We start from the raw sequence: 16788 nt of genomic DNA on the forward strand, positions 1-16788 counted from the left end.
CGGCGTGACCGGCGCAGGCTCCAACTCTTATTCTACTAATTATAAACTTACGGGCGCATCACGATCAAACAAGACTGGCTACAATGATGAAGCGAAGAAGCTTCCGGTGGCGACCGACACCAAGGCAACCAGCTTGAAAAAGGTGGACAAGCCTCAATCGGAAGCAAGTGAACGAAAGGCAACAACTGGTGACGCTCAATCCGTTAAAATCCGGGGGCGTCTCAGTCGAATTGTCAGCACATCAGTTGCATACGCCATGATAACAGGTGCTATTCTGTCCGGTGTTGCGGGAACTGTTTCAGCTCAGCAAGGGGACCACAGAACATCAAACGGTAGTGTTTCCAATTGTCCGCTGGCCTCATTCGAAGAAAACTATTCTTCCACACCTAATGACAAATCAACATTAAGCCGATATACTGTCATGGACAGTAACGAAGTTACGTCTGAATTTCTCACCCCTGAAGGGAATTCCGTGGCTACCACTTCCTATCCGGACGAGATGCGTATTGAATACGATGTTCTCACCGACAAACTTCTAGGTGGAACGATCAGTCGACGCGAAGAGCGTCGGCTGGCCGAAGTTGAACACGCCATGGATGCCCACGACGCCTCCTCCCCTGCCGTCACTGCCTCTCGCGCTTCTGTCGACCAGCTTTATCAGGACATTCACTCCTATCGAATACAGCTGGAACGCTCTGTCGCCGAGCGAAAAAGAGCGAATCGCTAAGCGACGGGAGAGCGTTTCAGAAGATGATTTTCACGCGCAGCAACGTCGCGCCGGAAACCGACTACAACAAATATAAAGAACCTCTTCGGAAAGACTTCAAATATCGATGTGCTTACTGCTTGAGGCTTGAAGACCAGTTTGGTGGCCACGCGAACGGCGAAATCGACCATTTTTGCCCCCAGGCAATCGACCCGACCAAAAAGACCGAGTACAACAACTGTTACTGGACATGCCATGAATGCAACAACAAAAAGTGGCACCATTGGCCAAAGCCGTGGCAGAGCGCGAAAGGCTTCCGCTTTATTGATCCATGCGTGGAAGATTTCGACAAGCATATGGACTATATGGCGAAGTCTGGAGCGCTGAACGCACTGACTGCGGCAGCGCGGTACACGATATGGAAGATTCGACTGAACCGGCCAGAATTGCGCTTCCACCGACGCAGACAGTGGGATATTTCAGAAGAAATTAATATCCTCAGGCAAATGATACTCTCAGGAGATCTGTCTGACCTGGAAGTGGAAGAGACGCAACGACGCATTCACCTGTTAAACCCGTTCATCAATCCGCCCATATTTCGGCGTGTGCCTCGTGCGCCAATGGACAAATAAAAACGCCTTCTGGAACGTTCCAGAGGGCGTTTTTATTTGTCTATTTTTCTCACCCTCAGAAAAAACTCTCTTCCCATTGACTCAATTCGACTCAGCAGTTATACTAGTGTCAAATCTGTCCAGTTTGTCCGGCAAGTCTGACACGGGGGTATAAATGGCGCTACTTACGATAATGGAGGCCGCTCAGCACGCGAAGGTCGCTGAGCGGACCGTCCGCAGACGCATTGACAACGGAAGCCTTCCCTTCGTCACCAAGGGAGTGAAAAAGCTCGTCCGTATTTCTGATCTCGAACGGGCCTTCGCTCCGGAGGGCGCCAAGGCGAATACGCCTCCGGTTGGCCCCTGCCGCGTGATCGCGCTGACCAATCAAAAAGGCGGGGTCGGCAAGACGACGACGGCCGCGAACCTTGCCTCCGCGCTCGCTGCGCAGGGCCTTCGCGTTCTGGCGGTCGACTGCGACGCCCAGGGGAATTTGACCCAGGCGCTCGGCTCTGACCCCGATACCTTGGCGGTGACCCTCTACAATGTCCTGATCGAGCGCGTTCCGATCACACAGGCGATCCTGACGCCCATCCTGGGGTATCCCACGCTCTCGCTGATCGGGAGCAGTTTGGACCTCGCGGCGGCCGATCACCAGCTCGCCGGCGTCGTCGCCCGCGAAATGCGACTGCGCCAGGTCCTGGAGCCCATGCTGCCCCAGTATGACTTCGTTTTGATCGACTGTCCGCCGGCGCTTGGACTTCTGACGCTGAACGCGCTTACGGCCGCAACCGAGATCATCGTCCCTGTTGAAATGGGCGTCTTTAGCCTGCGCGGCGTCGGGCGCCTGATGGATACGATCGAGGAGGTGCGCACGGTCAACCCGTCCCTCGGGCGCGTCCGGGCGCTGGCCAACCGCAGCGACAACACGAACCTGTCCGTGGATGTCCAGGCGGAGCTGAAGAGCGCCTTCCAGAACGATCTGTTCAAAACCGTTATTCGGCGCTCAGTCCGCGTCGGCGAGGCGCAGGCGGCCAGCTCGCCCATTACCCTGCACCGCCCGAAAGACCCGGCCGCCAAAGATTATGTTGCGCTGGCCCAGGAGGTCCTCGACGATGTCGCAGCGTAAGTCGCTCATCCCCCAGGGCTCCATCCTACCTCCCGCCGCGCCTCCGGAGGACGATCTGCTCTCTCGCGTCATTCAAAAGAACAGCACGCGCCGAACAGCCGGACTCCCGCATGAACATCAGTCACCCTCCGTAGATACGGATTTACGGAATCCCGTATCTACGGAAGCACTTACGGACGTACGGGAGGACGCAAGCACGGAAGGAGCTAAGGAAGGCAGCAAGCCCGTAACTACTGACGTAAACAAGCCCGTAGTTCAGCAAGGACGGAAGTACGCAGGCAAGGGAGGAAGGAAGGCCGTAAAGACGCAAGCACGGCAGGAAGCAAGGGAGTCCGCACGTACTGACTCCCGTAGTGAATTACCTAAAGGTCAATTCCGGAATGACGAGGATGGTTCGCCTGGTCAGGAAGCAGCAGCTGCGCCCGAGCCTATTCCTTCGACAGTTCAGTCGGCGCCCGACCTACCGGTAACTGCTCCGTCCCCGCAGCCAGCGCCGGCGCGTACGCCGTCCGGCGCCGTCTCTGAGCTCGATGCTTACCGAGAGCGGGTGCGCGCGGGCATGGCCAGCCGCGAGACGCTGATCGGCGGGGTGAAGAGTACGATTGAGATGTCTCCGGATCTGTCCATGCGGCTGAAGCGATATCTTCTGGAACACGGTGGGGGAAGCATTCGGCAGATCGCGCTGGTGCTGATCGAAGAGCACTTGAAACTGGAGGGCTTTTGATGGATCGCCGAGAGTTCTTAGCATGGGAGGCTGCGTCCCGCGACACCATCGACGTGAAGCGTTGTTACGTGGATCTAGCCGGCGATCTCGTCGCCGGCGTGCTCCTCAGTCAGATCGTCTTTTATCACATCCCGTATTCGGACGGCAACTCTCGTCTTAACGTACAGAGAGACGGGTTTGAGTGGCTGGCAAAGAAGCGTAGCGAATGGTGGAAAGAGTGCCGGATCACGCCGAAACAGTTCGACCGGGCAAGCGCCGCCTTGGAGGCAGAGTTTTTAACCGTGGAATCGGAAGGCGAGGATAAAGGCTTGATCGTCACGCGCGTCTATCGTTTTGAAGGAGAAACCGTCAAACACGTCCGCGTGAACTGGGAAGTGTTCCTCCCAGCGCTCGCCCAGCTGGCGGAGCAGCAGTCGCCGACCAAGGTGACGAAGAGGGCGTCAGAGGGTAATTCCCGAATTGACCAAAGGGGAATTCGGGAATCGACCAAAGCGGCGCCCGGGACTTCCCCGAATGGGGATTCGGGAGTTGACGATTCGGCAATTGCATCTAATAAGAATCAGATTCAGAGTCAAGAGAAGAATCTAAAGAGAAAAACTTCAACGTTAAACGTTGGGAAGAAGGATGGTTTGAAGTATTCTCCTTCCCTGGAAAGAGCGGAAGCGGTCCGCTCGATCGTGGATCTGACAGGAGACGCGAAGAGCACGAAACGATTTGATCAGCTGTACCAAATTGCGGATGCGGCTGGCGAACTCGACTGCTGGAACGCTGCCGCCGCCCAGTTGAAGGCGAAGTTGAAGAACAACTCCCTATCCGTTCCGAAGCCTGGGGCCTACTTCAATACGACGGTCGGCGCAATTCTTCGTGATCGCGGCGTGATGGTTCCGGCAGGCAGCGCCGAGGAGCGTTCCGAGGTGAAGGGTCTCATCCAGGACAGTTTCGGATTCGAAGCAGGAGACAATACACAAGACGGTGGTCAGCTATCATCGTAGCTGATGAGGAGATCCTAGAATGTCACAAAGAACACGCAGCAATAAACTTGATGTCGCCGGCGATGCGCTCTTCCAGGCCATCGCTAATATCCAGGCCACATACGATTTGACGGATGGAGAGTGGGCGGATCTCCTAACGGACCGCGCCGAACAGTTCCGCCTCCTGACGGAGAACCACGAGCACACCTGGGTTTATCTTTACAAAGAACCGTCCAAGCATCGGCCATCTTCGGAATATGGGATCTGGAAAAGCGTTCATTCGCGCCACTTCCGATGCGAAGTGTGTGGCGTTCTTGGCATAAGCCCTGTCCCCGGCGCACGGATCCAGGTCAATGCACTGGCGGCGCCAGTGCAGGAAGCGGAAGAGCGCAAAGCCGCCGCATGGAACATGGAAGTCAATCCATCGATCGTGCGGATGGAGCGCTGATCATGACAGATGTGATCCTCAGGAGGAGCCTGAAACCAATGGCAGTCGTTAAACTGTATGATGAACTCTCCGACGCCGAGATGGGAGCGCTGGTTCGCAAATGCTATGAGCAGCTTCATACGCGTGACCGGGAAAACTATGGCTACCACGGCTGCGCCGGCGCTCTTGCTCTCGTGCAGGTCGCGCACCGCATTGGCCGTGGCTTTAAGATCGAGATGCCTGAGATGATTTATAAGGATGAGCCGATCGGCGATTTTGTTGTCAAAGTCATTGCTAAGAGAAGTAAGGCCTCGGAGAACGAATGATGACGGATCAGATCGACCGGAACGTTCTTGCAGCAACCGAACAAAAGGTTTCTACGGAAAACGTGGCGCCCGAGATGTCCACGCCGCCAAAAGTCACAGAAGAAGCCACAGTTCTCGAACGAGCCCGCACAACAGTCGTGATCGAGTACATGTTCATCGTTGTTGCGGCGCTGATGTTTATGCTGATCTATTATCTTAAAGGTCGATCGTGGCATGAGATCATCGCACTTCCCGAATGGTCCGTCTGCTCGGTCATCATGTCCGGGATTGTGATCACTAAGTTTGTTGCGATCCTCGGACGACGGAAGGTCACTGTCCCTGAACGAATGTCGCTCATGGCCGCAATCGTCTTGATTACCGCATTCATACCCAGCATCATCGTACTCTCGATGATGATCTTATTGGAGCCGGCGTCGACACTGATCATCAACGCCCAGATGTTCCTCTTCGCGGTGGCATCCGCTTTCTTCTTGTCCATCGGTATCGCATTTTCGGAAGCTGAATTGGAAGAGCCGAAAGAATAAAGGCTACCCCTCGTACGGCACGTGGAGCTTCCCGGCCAGGCGACGCAGCGTTCGGTTCCCGCGGCGATCGTACTTCGCCGTAGTCTTCGGATCCGTGTGGCCGCAGGCTCTTTGGACGGTGGCGATATCCTCGCCGGCGTCCAGGGATTCGCCCACGAAGTGGCGCCGGAAATCGTGCGTGGTGATTTCCTTGACGTTGGCCTTTTGCGCCCGGGCCTGGATGATGAGGTAGATGGCGCCGGCCGTCATGTTCTTCAGCCGAACCCGTCCGCCTTTGTTGATCGCCGGGAAGAGCGGCGCCAGCGGATCCGAATGCGCCGCGCCGGCGGCGGCGAGCTTCGGCAGCCAGGCGTCCATTGCGGCCACCGTCCCGTCCGGCGAGTAGACGATGCGGTACTTGTTTCCTTTTCCCGCGCGAACAGTGATCTGGCCGGTTTCCGGGTCATAGTCGCGCACGCACAAATCCGCCGCTTCCTCGCGGCGGATGCCGCAGCCATCCAGCACTGCCAGCAGCGCCGCGTCGCGGCGCCCCCGGATGGTCACATCCTTTTTGCAGGATCCAAACATCGCCCGGATCTCGCCCTCATAAATCTCGCGGCCGCGCGGCGCCGTGTCCGGAACCTTGACGCGCACATCGCTGGCGCGCGCCCGGGCCTCTTCGGAGATTTGCCCCAGCCGCCAGCACTCATGCAGAACGCGCTTCAGCGCCGCGAGCATTTTCTTCACCGTCGCCGGCGAATACTTTTCCATGAGGACCGCGCGCAGCGCCGCCGTATGTTTGTAGCGAAGCGCCGCCCAGTCAAGCGTCATGATATCGCACTGGCCATTGCTGAGGATCTCGGCGATCGTCGCCAGCGCCTGGCGCATCGTCGGCCGCGATCCGGGCGCCAGGCTCGCCAGGTACACCGCGGCGGGATGCTCGGACAGCGGCGGCGGCGGACCCGGCCGGGCGAGCTCGCCGGCGGACTGCGCCAGGCGGATCAGCGCCTCTTCGCCAGGCGGCTCGTCATCCGCCGCCTGCGCGCGCGCGTCGGCGAGGCTCTCGATGTGCGCGTCGCGCAGGACCCGGGACGGCGGCTGCGCGACGTCGTTTTGCAAAATGATGATTGGCTGCTCTGGGTTCATGGTGTTTGGCTGCTTGGGATCTATAAGGGCAGGCTAGAAGGGAACAATCATTCAATTGAGAATGGCCCCCGAAAATGGAGACGACAATGAATTCTTTTTCTATTATATCATGGAATATTATTATTACTACCGAGAACCTACGTTCTCTGTAGTAATCGTGAAAGTATTTCTCAGGGTGTAAGCGCGAACACGTGTTCGAGAATTGATTCCCCCGAATTAAACCCCGAAAAATGGTGCGAAATACCAGGGATTAATTCCAGTCGCGCCAGAATGCTCGCACAGGCGTTTATGCAGTAAAATCAAGTTCGAAGCCGCGCCCTAAATACTCAGGAAACGCCCAGGAAATGAAACTTCCCGTGGCAAGCCGACGGGGTATCTAAAGATAAGGACTGTCACCCGAGGCAACTGCCTCTTGGTCTGAGCAGCACGAATCGGAACGCTAGTCTCAGGCCCACTTCTCGGTATCATCATCGCAAGGCCAGTTAAAGGCCTGGCAGCGTAGGCTGGACAAAACGGCGAAGGCTTTTCGCGGACTCGTTCCCTTGGTTCTTGACATACTTGGCGACGGTTTCCCAATTATTGCGCTCACCAACCGTCGCCACATAATAACCATCGGACCAGAACTCACCACCCCAGAGCTCTTCCTTCAGTTTGGGGAACCGCTTAAATAGCTGCCGCGCCGTGAGACTTTTGAACTTACCAACGATACTGCCAATACTCATTTTCGGATGAGCGGAGCAGAGAAGATGAATGTGGTCCAGGTCCGCGCCCATCTGCTCGAACTCAATAAAGTAGCGTTCCTGAATGTCTGACGCGATCTCAACGAGCGCGACTTCGATTTCAGGACGGATCAACGCCTTCCGGTATTTCACAGGAAACACGATGTGATAGTGGATCTCGTACGCGCAATGCGAGCCCTTCTTGACAACCATGCGTCAAGTATGGCAGAACTTTCGAGTAAGCCGAACACGAACGCAAAGTTAGAGCCTGGCAGGTCCGTGGCAAGCCACGGGGAATACTAGTTAAAAGCCGCCCTGAGCGGATCCGCATGCCGATTTCGGATAGTTTTTCATCCCAGGATTACGGCCTGGACGAAGGGATGCGCAGCCGTTTCTCCGGCGGCTGGCACATGGCGCCCAACATGTTTGATCGGTCCGCATCGGCCATTGATTTTGAGATTCGGCGTATTGTAAGCGCGGCGACAGAGCAAATAAATATTTCGGCAGGGGGCAAACTTATGTTTGACTCCTGGTAGACATCCGGCTATAATGTAGACAACTGATACATAGCCACGGAGGATCTGCTATGGTTGTTTGCTTTTCCATTCCCGCGCTGAGCGTCGCTTGTGAGCAGGCGCGCCGCCCAGATCTCGCCGGCGTTCCCTTCGCCCTCGTCACGGATGACGGCGCCGTCTTTGCGCCTTCAGAACTCGCCGCCGCGCATGGCGTTCGCCCTGGACAGACTCTTTCCGCCGCCCGCGCTTTCTGCCCGGCCCTCTTAATCCTTCCCTACGACCTTACCGCCTACCAGGGGCGCGCCCGCGTTCTCTGGGACATCGCCGCCGCCGAATCCTCCACCGTCGAGCCGATTTCGCCCGAGATCTTTTTTTTGCTTGCCGACAGAACATTTGTTCTTAACAGCGTCCCCTCATTCGCGTCCGCCATGTCGGATGCCATAGGCGCGCCCGTCCTCGCTGGGATCGGCGCGTCCAAGTTCACCGCCCGCCGCGCCGCCCTTCGCGCGCGTCCTGGGGAAGTAATGACCGTTCCCCCCGGCGGCGAACTGGAGTTTCTGGGCTCCGTCCCGGTCGCCAATGTTCCTGGCGTGGATGCGAAAGCGCGTGCGCGCCTGGAGAAGCTCGGGATCCGCACGCTCGGCCAGGCGGCGGGGCACGCGGGGCGGCTGCCGAAGGATCTTCGCCTCGCCGGCGGCCGCCTGGCCGCTCTCGCGCACGGACGAGACGGGGACCGCGTCCGCGCCGCTTGGCCGGAGCGTACGGAGGAGGCGCAGACGGCGTTCGAGGACGAGACGCAGTATCTTCCGCTGATCGACGCGGCGCTCCTGCGCCTTTCGGAAAAGATCGCCGTGCGCATCCAGTCGCGGCACGAATATTGCCGCACGCTTTCGCTCCAGGTGGCGCACGCGCGCGGCGTGGCCAGCCACTGGGAGCGCCTGGTCCTGCCGGCGTCGGACGCGGCGGCGATTCACCGCGGCGCGCTCAGGCTCCTAGAGCGCACCCGGCCAGAGCGTGGCGTCCTGGGACTTCGGCTCGTCGCAGGTGAACTCGGCTCCGGATCTGGTCTTCAGCTTTCTCTGCTGGATGAGAACGGCGGCGCAATGCCGGCGGAGCGTGAGCGCAAGACGGCGGCGGCGCTGATCTATATTCGGGAGCGATGGGGCGGCGGCTCGGTGACGACCGCCGAGGCGATGTACGAGGCGACGCAGCGCGCGCTGCGCGCCTATCCGCTGGGGCACAAAACCCGCGAGGCTGTCCAGGTGCGCCTCCAGGACGGAACGCCGGCGGCGTTCGCTGGCAAAAAGACGCGACATGTGGTCGCGTGCGTCCAGAACCACTGGCGGGAGACGCAGGCGGCGGGCGCGGCGACGTCGGAGCGCGAGGTCTGGCGGGTGCTGACCGCCGCCGGCGCGCTTGCCGAACTGCACGAGGCGGACGGAGACTGGACGCTTCAGGCCATGGCCGACTAATCGACAGCATGGCCGATTGATACAGATGAACGGCTTTTCATAGACGGTCGAATTTCACGATGGATTTTACTGTAACTCACACGATATGTTCTCACATCTGCACGTACACACCGAATACAGCTTCCTGGATGGCGCGAGCCGTATTGAGGATCTGGTCCGCGCGGCGGCCGCGATGGGCATGCCCGCGATCGCGATGACCGATCATGACCACGTCTCGGCCGCCGTCAAGTTCACCCACTGCTGCCGCCAGTACAGCGTGAAGCCGATCCTGGGCGCCGAGGTGACCATGGAAGACGGCACGCACTTGACGCTCCTCGCTGAGACGCGCGCCGGCTACGCGAACCTCTGCCGCCTGCTGACGCTCTCCTATGCCGACGGCGGCCGCCTGACGCCGCGCCTGCGCTGGTCGCATCTGTCGCCGCTTGCCGCAGGCCTGATCTGCCTCTCCGGATGCATTCGAGGGCGCATCGCCTGGCATGTGCTGCGCCACGAGTACTCCGCCGCCAAAGTGATGGCCGAGCGGCTCGCCGTCTGGTTCCCCGGCGCGTTTTATATCGAGCTGCAGGACGATCTGACGCCCGGTTCGGAGCGCGTCGCGCGCGAGCTCGCCATGCTGGCGGATTCGATTGGCGCGCCGGCGGTGGCCACCAACAACGTCCATTACGCCGCGCCCTACGGTTTCGTCGCCCACGATCTACTGCGCTGCGTGCGCGCCGGCGTCACGGTTCGTGAGGTGCATCCGGATCGGCCGTTCAACAATCAGCGCTATCTCAAAAGCGCCTTCGAAATGCAGCAGCTCTTCGGTTGGCGTCCCGATGCTTTGGCGAATACCGTACGGATCAGCGATCGCTGCGAAGACGTTCTGCCGGCGGGCGAGGATATCACGCCGAAGTTCGCGGGCGGCGACGCGGCCCTGGAGCTTCGGCGCCTGGCGTACGACGGCGCGCGGCGTCGGTACCGGAGCGCGCCGGCGGGGCTTCGCGGACGGCTGGAGCATGAGCTTTCGGTCATCACGACGCTGGGATACGCCGACTATTTCCTGATGGTGCGCGACGTCGTGCGCTGGGCCCGGGCGCAGGGAATCCGGGCGACGGGGCGCGGATCCGCCGCGGACTGCTGCGTCGCTTATTGCCTGGATCTGACCGACGTCGATGTGATCGCGCGCAATCTCCCATTTGCCCGTTTCCTCGTGCCTGGGAAGACACCAGATATCGATATGGATTTTCCCAGCTCACGCCGCGACGAAGTCTTCGAGCATGTGGTGCGCACGTACGGCGAGCCGAATGTCGCCGTCGTCTGCACATTCCACACCTACTGGGCAAGGTCGGCCATCCGGGATATCGGCAAGGCCCTGGCGCTGCCGGCGGACGCCCTGACGTTCCTGGCTAGGCATATCAGCCACTTCGTCCACGCCGGCGAAATCGGCGCCGCATTCGACGGTTATGCGGAGCTGCGGCCGCACAAGGCGCTGCGTGATCAGTTCCAGGCGCTGTTCTACTTGTGCGCGCAGATCGCCGGCTTTCCCAGGCACATGGGCAGCCATTCTTCAGGCGTCGTCATCAGCCGCGTGCCGCTGGCCACCATCGCGCCGCTCTCGCCGTCGGCGCGCGGGATCACGCAGATCTGGACGCTGGATAAAGACGACGCGGAGACCGTCGGCGCGATCAAGTTCGACATCCTCGCCCTGCGCATGCTCTCCGCCGTCGCGGACGCCGAAGACGAACTCGCCAGGTCGCATCCAGACTTTGCCTACGACCGGATCCCAATGGACGATGACGCGACCTACAATATGATCCAGTCGGGCAAGGCGATCGGCGCATTCCAGTTTGAATCGGCGGCGCAGATGAGCCTGGCGGTAACGCTTCAGCCGACGCATTTTGAGGACCTGGTGGCGTCGGTGGCGCTGATCCGACCGGGGCCGGTGCGCGGCAACGTGGTCAATCGATTCGTGGCGGCAAGAAACGGCTACGCGCGTGTCGACGTCCTCCACCCGGCGCTGGAGATCTCCCTCGCCAAAACCTACGGGTGCGTTGTTTTTCAGGAGCAAGTCAACGACGTGTTCCAAGCCATGACCGGGTGCAGCGAAGGCGAAGCGGACGCCATGCGCAAGGCGCTTACGAGGCACACCAAAGAAGGCACGCTGGACCAGGCGGGAATGGAGTTCATTGAGCGCGCACGGCGCCGCTGGCCGGATCTTCGCCCTAAGACGGCCTTTATGATCTGGCAGCAAATCGCCGGCTGGGCCGGATATGGGTTTATCGAGGGACACGCCGCCAGCTTCGCCTTGACGGGATACCGGACCGCCTATCTCTCGGTCCACCATCCTGCCCCGTTCTACGCCGGCCTGATGTCCGAGCAGCCGATGGGCTTCTACAGCGCCAACAGCCTGGCGGCGGAGGCGCGGCGTCGCGGTGTCCAGATCCTGCCGCTGGATATCAACGAGAGCGGCGACAAATGCCATGCACAGACGGACGATGCCCTTCGCCTGGGATTTCGCCTCCTCGCGGATCTTCGCGCCGAGGATATCGCCGCCGTACTCGAGGTGCGCGCCTCCAGGCCGTTCGCGTCCCTTCTCGATTTCTGCGCGCGCCTGCCGCTGCGCCGCGACGCGCTGGAAAACCTCATTCTTGCCGGCGCATTCGATTCGCTCCACCCAGAGCGGCGCGGACTGCTCTGGGCGCTCGATCAGACAATCTGTACGGCGATGTCCTACCGGTCGACCGGCGGCGTTCAGCGGGAGCTGGCGCTCGGCGAGGCGGCGGCTCTCTCCACCCCGTGCAGCAACATTGATGACTTCAGCGCCTGGGAGCGATTTCTGTGGACATGGCGACTGACGGGCGTGACGGCGGAGTGCCATGTGATGAGCCATTTCCGGGATCAGCTTCGCGCACGCGGCTTCATCACGGCGATGGAGGCGCAGCAGGCGCTGGACGGATCGATCGTGCGCGTCGCTGGGATCAACATCCGTCCCCACCGGCCGCCGACGCGCTCGGGCAAGCCGGTCCTGTTCTCTTCCCTGGAGGACGAGACAGAGATCCTGCAATTGATCACGTTTGGGCAGGCGATCGACAAATACACGAGCGTGTTCTTATTGTCGCAGTCCGTCATGGTGGAGGCAAAGGTGCAGCGCAACGGGAAAGGCGTCACGCTGATCGTGCAGCGCGCCGCGCCCTTCCGTGTTCCGAGGTTGGCGCAAAACGTCGCGCAGGGATATCCCGCGCGGCCGACGGCGCCCGTGCTTAGTTAATGCTTGTATGGCTGGAGCAAATGAAAACTGAGTGCTTGTATGGCAGAAGCGAACGGAAGACTATGTGCTTGTATGGAATTTTTGGGACCGTTCTCCCCCTGGGCTCAGCTGGGCCAGCTTGATTGTATGAAAATATGGGGCGCGTCTCCACCGATGAGAATATATTGATCGATTAATAGAAAGGAACATCAAATGAGCAGTGCAACCTTAGAGGCTACGGAGAAGGCAGGAGTTACGGACACGGCGGGAGGAGTTATGGACGCAAACGAGATCGCGGAAAAGTACACCATCACGGCGGCTCCAGTGGACGCGGTGAATGGTCAGATTCCGCAGAAGTTCATCGATCTATTGAAGAAAGCGAAGGCGGATGACGAGATGCGGGTCTTCACCGTGGGCTTCAAGCCGGCAGTGGAGGACGAAAACGCCCCGCGTCGCCGCGCCACGGATATGACTGCGACAGCGCTGGTGGTCGTGGAATTTGGCGAAGCGAAGATCCTTTCCTGGAACAAGCCGACCTTGGAAATGTCGGAGCACGAGGACGCCTTTGCGGAGGCGGCGCTGCGGGCCGTGGCGCGTGCTGGTGACGATTGAGTTTTAAGTTGCGCCCAAACAAACAAGCCTTGCCGGCGATCGCCGGCAAGGCTTGTTTGCATAGTTGTTCATCCGCCTGACACGATCATGTATATTGCACAAACAAAAGAATTATCCCGCATGGATGCTCCTCCGCTTTAGTGCGCCTTAGCTGAATCTTCTTAACATAAAGTATCGGGAGATCTAGGATGATTGATCCTGGCAAACCTGTGCGCTTCCGCTCGAAATCAACAATGACTATTCTATAAGCGGGAGAAAGGAAGAGCGAAACCGAGTGGTGAGGTCTGGCAACCCAAATTCGCCAGGCAAAAGGATCTGCAAAAGCTACATCCGGGGGCCTAATCCCGGGGCGTCGCTGTCGCAGATCCATGAACGAGAAAGGGATATCCACTACTATGGACATCGAAGCTTGGTTTACCGTAATCAGTATCGCATTCGCGATCGCGGCCCTGGTCCTTCACATCATCAGCATTGCCTAATGATAGATGATGCATGTCTTCCGGCTGATGCAAGTAGCCGATGACATTTCCTGGTCTTGCAGTCGCTGGCGTCCATCGTGACATGGGCTCCAGCGACAACTACCCCTATTTTCCCACATTTTGCGAGGTTTTGCACCTCTCCTGAATAACTTTGGCGCCGTTATTATAAGTATTGGCGAGGGATGGCTGGATCTGGAGGACTTTTTGGCGGAAGACTCGCCGCAGCAAGTCTCCAATTCGCTGCGGATTCTCGACCGTCCAAAAATTCTTAGAGATTTCCTGCGTCCGTCCAGTACAAACCGGACCGCTGTGACCCCTAGGCATAGACCATCACAGGTCTGAACTCACCGCTTAAAGGAGATTGTCTATGCACTGGGGACCCTGGGCGCTGTTTATCGCCCATCATCAGAATATTCAGATACCGCCAATCCTGGCCGACGAATTGGATCATGCATTGCTTCATTGTCTGTTGGAGCCACTCTTTAAGAAAGCCCAGAAGGAAATAGTAAAGTGGTGGCGCAAACGCTGCCAGGGCGCGGATAATCGACCAGGCCCAGACTCTTCAGTTCGCTGATATTCGCGCTGAAGGCGGAGCTGGTGATCGACTGCCGGCTCCGCTTTGCCAGCTCGTCGCGCGTAAGGGCCTTCGGATGCGTCGTCAGGAGCTGCTCGACGATGCGCCCCTGCGCCGCCGGTAGCCGCTGGATCCACGCCTGGTGGAGCTGAGCGCGCGTGGCCGGTGGCGTTGACGATTTCGCCTTCGTCCGTCCGGATGCCGTCAGCGCCACCATTCCTCCGGACGGATAGCAGATCAGCCCTGCGTCCTTCATCCGCGTAATATGCGCACTGAACGCGCTGCTCTTGCTGGAGATATCGGAATAGACCGCCACATTGGAGCGGTCGACGCCTTTGACCCCAAGCCGCTCAAAGCTGGCCAGCGTGTCCAGGATCCGTTGCTGCGGCGCCGGAATGGAGCTCTTGGCAGGGATCATGTATCCTGGGGGAGCAGTCTTTGGCGTGGGAGGCTTCTCCGCCCTTTCTCGGATGATTTCAGACTTCGGCTCAGGTTCCGCGTAGACAAGCGCGGCCGGCGCTGGCGGCCGCACGCGCGCGATCGCTTCATGGAGGCGTACTACCTGGTCTGTAATCTCCCGCGCATGGTCCGCGAGCGCCGCTGCCGTCTCCTGAAGCTGGCTGACTTGCTCCTCGGAAACCACCGGAACTTCGATGCGCACTTCCACCAGCTTCTCCACAGTCTGAATCTCACCTCCCGGCCGCGCCTTCAGCTCCGCGATCTGCCGGCGAAGCTGCTCCACCGTCGACGCCTCCGCCTCGGCTTGGGCCGGGAGGTCCGTGAGCTGGGCGAGCAAGGCGGCGATCGCCGCCGGCGCGGGCGGCGGCGCATAGGCCCCGGCCCCCACCGCGCTTGCGTCTGGATGCGACGTCGTAACCGCGCCGGTCAGCACCACTTGTAGGTCCGTGATGCGTTCCCCGTCGGCGCCGACAAAGGCCGGCCCAGAAATATAGAACTGTCCGGGTCGGAGGCGCTTCAAAGCAACGCGTGATCGCGCATCCATCCCCAGACCTTCCCCGGCGCGCTTCACGTCCACGTCTTGATCCGTGAGCCCTATCATTTTGTTGAGCAAATCGCCGGCGGCGTCCTTATGAACCTTAGCGAGGCGCTGGGTGGCTAAGATCGGTGCAAATCCGCGCTTGCGACCTTGGCTACATAGTTGTATCACGGCGTCCGTCGATTCCGCGTCTCCGGATCCTCGCTCTGGCGCGAAAACGTGTGCTTCGTCGATCACAACGAGCAGCGGCCGCCACATCTCACGCGGCAGCCCCATCAGCTCCTGGAGGAAGATGCGCACGAACTTTCTCTTGTCGCTGGGAGATAAATCGTAGAGATCGATCACGGCCGATGCGCGCAGCTCCACCAGGCGCCGGCAGAGCAGGGCGGCCGAAGCCGGTTCCGCAGGCACATCGCCTTCTTTACCAGCCAGGATGAAATCGAATTTTTCGCGCAAGCTCGCGAACTCGCCCTCCGGATCGAGCACGATCTGCTGCACGTGGCCATGGGTCTGCTCCAGGATATATCGGAGCGCACGGCTCTTGCCGCCGCCGCTCGCCGCCTGGATCAGCAGGCGTGATGAGAGCAGGCGCCCCAGGTCCAGCGCGGCGCCGGGCGCGCCTTCTTCAATGGGCAGGAGTGGGATCATAGGATTCATCGTCATTTCTTTACAAAATACTCATTGACATCGGCTTTGCCCGGTGGTATTATTTCCGTGCTCCTTGTGCGCCGGCCGCGTCTAGGTCGACATAAAATGACAGGGCGCTGCGCCCCGAAACACAGTGTAGGCTGAGTGCAGATATCGACAATGCCAAAAGCCGAAACCAGCATCCCCGCGAGGCGATATCCTGCGCGGGGACCCCTTCTTATTCTCCTGCTCTGACCTTCGACTTTCCTATCTCGCCTACGATTACCTCAATTTCGCGTACAAAACGCGGACGTGTCTTGTCGAGAGCCAAAATCTCATGTTCGCTGCGCCGCAAGAACAGCGCCAGGACGTCGGGCCTATCGACCACATATGCGCGGATGTGGCTCACGCCGCGCTCGTGGGCGAAGCGGGCTGCGGTTTGCGGATTCAGCGTGTAGGCGATCCAGTCAGTCTCTCCCGGCCGATGTGCGCGATATACCGTGATCTGCTCCGGCAGACGGCGCAGCGCGGCGATCTCCGATGGCTTCATAATGCTCGTCTCGCGGTTCTTGCGACTGGATGAGAAGAGCGTCTTCCACAAACCCAGATCGCTGTACCCCGTGTACGACACCCACAGCACGGAGAGCATATGCCAGTATCCATAGCTCGTAAGCGGCATGGAGAGCCTGGCGAAGCAGCGGATCGCCTCCGGCGTCCCTTCATGCCGCAGCACCTCGCTGGCAATCCGAGCGTCGATCGCGCTTGGGCGAAAGTCGGGGCTGATATCTCGCCCCGAAATTGTAGGCGCAAGGTTTTTCATACGAGCACCCGCCATAATCTGTCAATATTCCGCCCCATCTCCATATCAGCCTCAGAACCCTCTAACGGCGATCTCATGCCAGTATTCGTAAGTCTGGTCCGCCATTTCGACGGAGATGCCTGCATAAAGCAGCTGAGCATGCATCACGAGCGCTGTGTTGATGCGGTATGCACGGGTTGCCCAGGCATAGAAGACATGGCGGCC

16 protein-coding genes are annotated in these 16788 nt (G+C 59.4%); 12 read left to right on the forward strand and 4 right to left on the reverse strand.

Annotation, left to right across the window (positions count from 1 at the left end; all coding sequences use genetic code 11):
• The first annotated feature begins 4 nt into the window (after positions 1 to 4).
• The 8 genes from ABIZ35_RS25825 to ABIZ35_RS25860 all read left to right on the forward strand — a co-directional run bounded on the left by ABIZ35_RS25825 (position 5) and on the right by ABIZ35_RS25860 (position 5418).
• Positions 5 to 727, forward strand: a complete 723-nt coding sequence (locus ABIZ35_RS25825) for a hypothetical protein (protein WP_348222818.1) — start codon at positions 5 to 7, stop codon at positions 725 to 727.
• 23 nt (positions 728 to 750) lie between these two features.
• Positions 751 to 1338, forward strand: a complete 588-nt coding sequence (locus ABIZ35_RS25830; RefSeq protein ID WP_348222819.1) for a hypothetical protein — start codon at positions 751 to 753, stop codon at positions 1336 to 1338.
• A gap of 154 nt (positions 1339 to 1492) precedes the next feature.
• Positions 1493 to 2446, forward strand: coding sequence for an AAA family ATPase (locus tag ABIZ35_RS25835; RefSeq protein WP_348222820.1), 954 nt, complete (start codon positions 1493 to 1495; stop codon positions 2444 to 2446).
• Positions 2433 to 3170, forward strand: a complete 738-nt coding sequence (locus ABIZ35_RS25840; RefSeq protein ID WP_348222821.1) for a hypothetical protein — start codon at positions 2433 to 2435, stop codon at positions 3168 to 3170. The genes ABIZ35_RS25835 and ABIZ35_RS25840 overlap by 14 nt, the downstream gene beginning before the upstream one ends.
• On the forward strand, positions 3170 to 4162 hold the full coding sequence (locus tag ABIZ35_RS25845) for a hypothetical protein (RefSeq protein WP_348222822.1): 993 nt from the start codon (positions 3170 to 3172) through the stop codon (positions 4160 to 4162). Before ABIZ35_RS25840 ends, ABIZ35_RS25845 begins: the two co-directional genes overlap by 1 nt.
• A gap of 19 nt (positions 4163 to 4181) precedes the next feature.
• Positions 4182 to 4589 carry a hypothetical protein gene (locus ABIZ35_RS25850; protein ID WP_348222823.1) on the forward strand — a complete coding sequence of 136 codons (408 nt, stop codon included), beginning with the start codon at positions 4182 to 4184 and terminating at the stop codon, positions 4587 to 4589.
• A gap of 38 nt (positions 4590 to 4627) precedes the next feature.
• A complete protein-coding gene (locus ABIZ35_RS25855; protein ID WP_348222824.1) occupies positions 4628 to 4894 on the forward strand; it encodes a hypothetical protein in 267 nt (88 codons plus the stop codon).
• Positions 4891 to 5418: a hypothetical protein gene (locus ABIZ35_RS25860; RefSeq protein WP_348222825.1), complete on the forward strand. Its 528-nt coding sequence runs from the start codon at positions 4891 to 4893 to the stop codon at positions 5416 to 5418. Before ABIZ35_RS25855 ends, ABIZ35_RS25860 begins: the two co-directional genes overlap by 4 nt.
• Before the next feature lie 3 nt (positions 5419 to 5421).
• On the opposite strand, the gene ABIZ35_RS25865 is transcribed toward ABIZ35_RS25860, so the two are convergent.
• Together ABIZ35_RS25865 and tnpA are read right to left on the reverse strand one after the other, a co-directional pair.
• A complete protein-coding gene (locus tag ABIZ35_RS25865; protein ID WP_348222826.1) occupies positions 5422 to 6543 on the reverse strand; it encodes a site-specific integrase in 1122 nt (373 codons plus the stop codon).
• Positions 6544 to 7025: 482 nt separating this feature from the next.
• Positions 7026 to 7475 (reverse strand): IS200/IS605 family transposase, encoded by a 450-nt coding sequence (gene tnpA / locus ABIZ35_RS25870; RefSeq protein WP_348222827.1) that lies wholly within the window; start codon positions 7473 to 7475, stop codon positions 7026 to 7028.
• A 116-nt stretch (positions 7476 to 7591) separates the two neighbouring features.
• Between tnpA and ABIZ35_RS25875 the strand changes: the two genes are divergently transcribed.
• The 4 genes from ABIZ35_RS25875 (at position 7592) to ABIZ35_RS25890 (ending at position 13087) form a co-directional block, all read left to right on the forward strand.
• On the forward strand, positions 7592 to 7798 hold the full coding sequence (locus ABIZ35_RS25875; protein ID WP_348222828.1) for a hypothetical protein: 207 nt from the start codon (positions 7592 to 7594) through the stop codon (positions 7796 to 7798).
• Between the two features lie 50 nt (positions 7799 to 7848).
• Positions 7849 to 9249 (forward strand): hypothetical protein, encoded by a 1401-nt coding sequence (locus tag ABIZ35_RS25880; RefSeq protein ID WP_348222829.1) that lies wholly within the window; start codon positions 7849 to 7851, stop codon positions 9247 to 9249.
• 85 nt (positions 9250 to 9334) lie between these two features.
• Positions 9335 to 12496: a DNA polymerase III subunit alpha gene (locus ABIZ35_RS25885; protein ID WP_348222830.1), complete on the forward strand. Its 3162-nt coding sequence runs from the start codon at positions 9335 to 9337 to the stop codon at positions 12494 to 12496.
• Positions 12497 to 12688: 192 nt separating this feature from the next.
• Positions 12689 to 13087, forward strand: a complete 399-nt coding sequence (locus tag ABIZ35_RS25890; protein WP_348222831.1) for a hypothetical protein — start codon at positions 12689 to 12691, stop codon at positions 13085 to 13087.
• Positions 13088 to 14048: 961 nt separating this feature from the next.
• Here ABIZ35_RS25890 and ABIZ35_RS25895 read toward each other — a convergent pair.
• Together ABIZ35_RS25895 and ABIZ35_RS25900 are read right to left on the reverse strand one after the other, a co-directional pair.
• Positions 14049 to 15794, reverse strand: a complete 1746-nt coding sequence (locus tag ABIZ35_RS25895; RefSeq protein WP_348222832.1) for a DUF87 domain-containing protein — start codon at positions 15792 to 15794, stop codon at positions 14049 to 14051.
• Between the two features lie 208 nt (positions 15795 to 16002).
• Positions 16003 to 16584, reverse strand: coding sequence for a hypothetical protein (locus ABIZ35_RS25900; RefSeq protein WP_348222833.1), 582 nt, complete (start codon positions 16582 to 16584; stop codon positions 16003 to 16005).
• Positions 16585 to 16788 lie beyond the last annotated feature (204 nt).

It is taken from the genome of Capsulimonas sp. (genome assembly GCF_039929585.1).
In the GTDB taxonomy this organism is placed as follows: domain Bacteria; phylum Armatimonadota; class Armatimonadia; order Armatimonadales; family Capsulimonadaceae; genus Capsulimonas.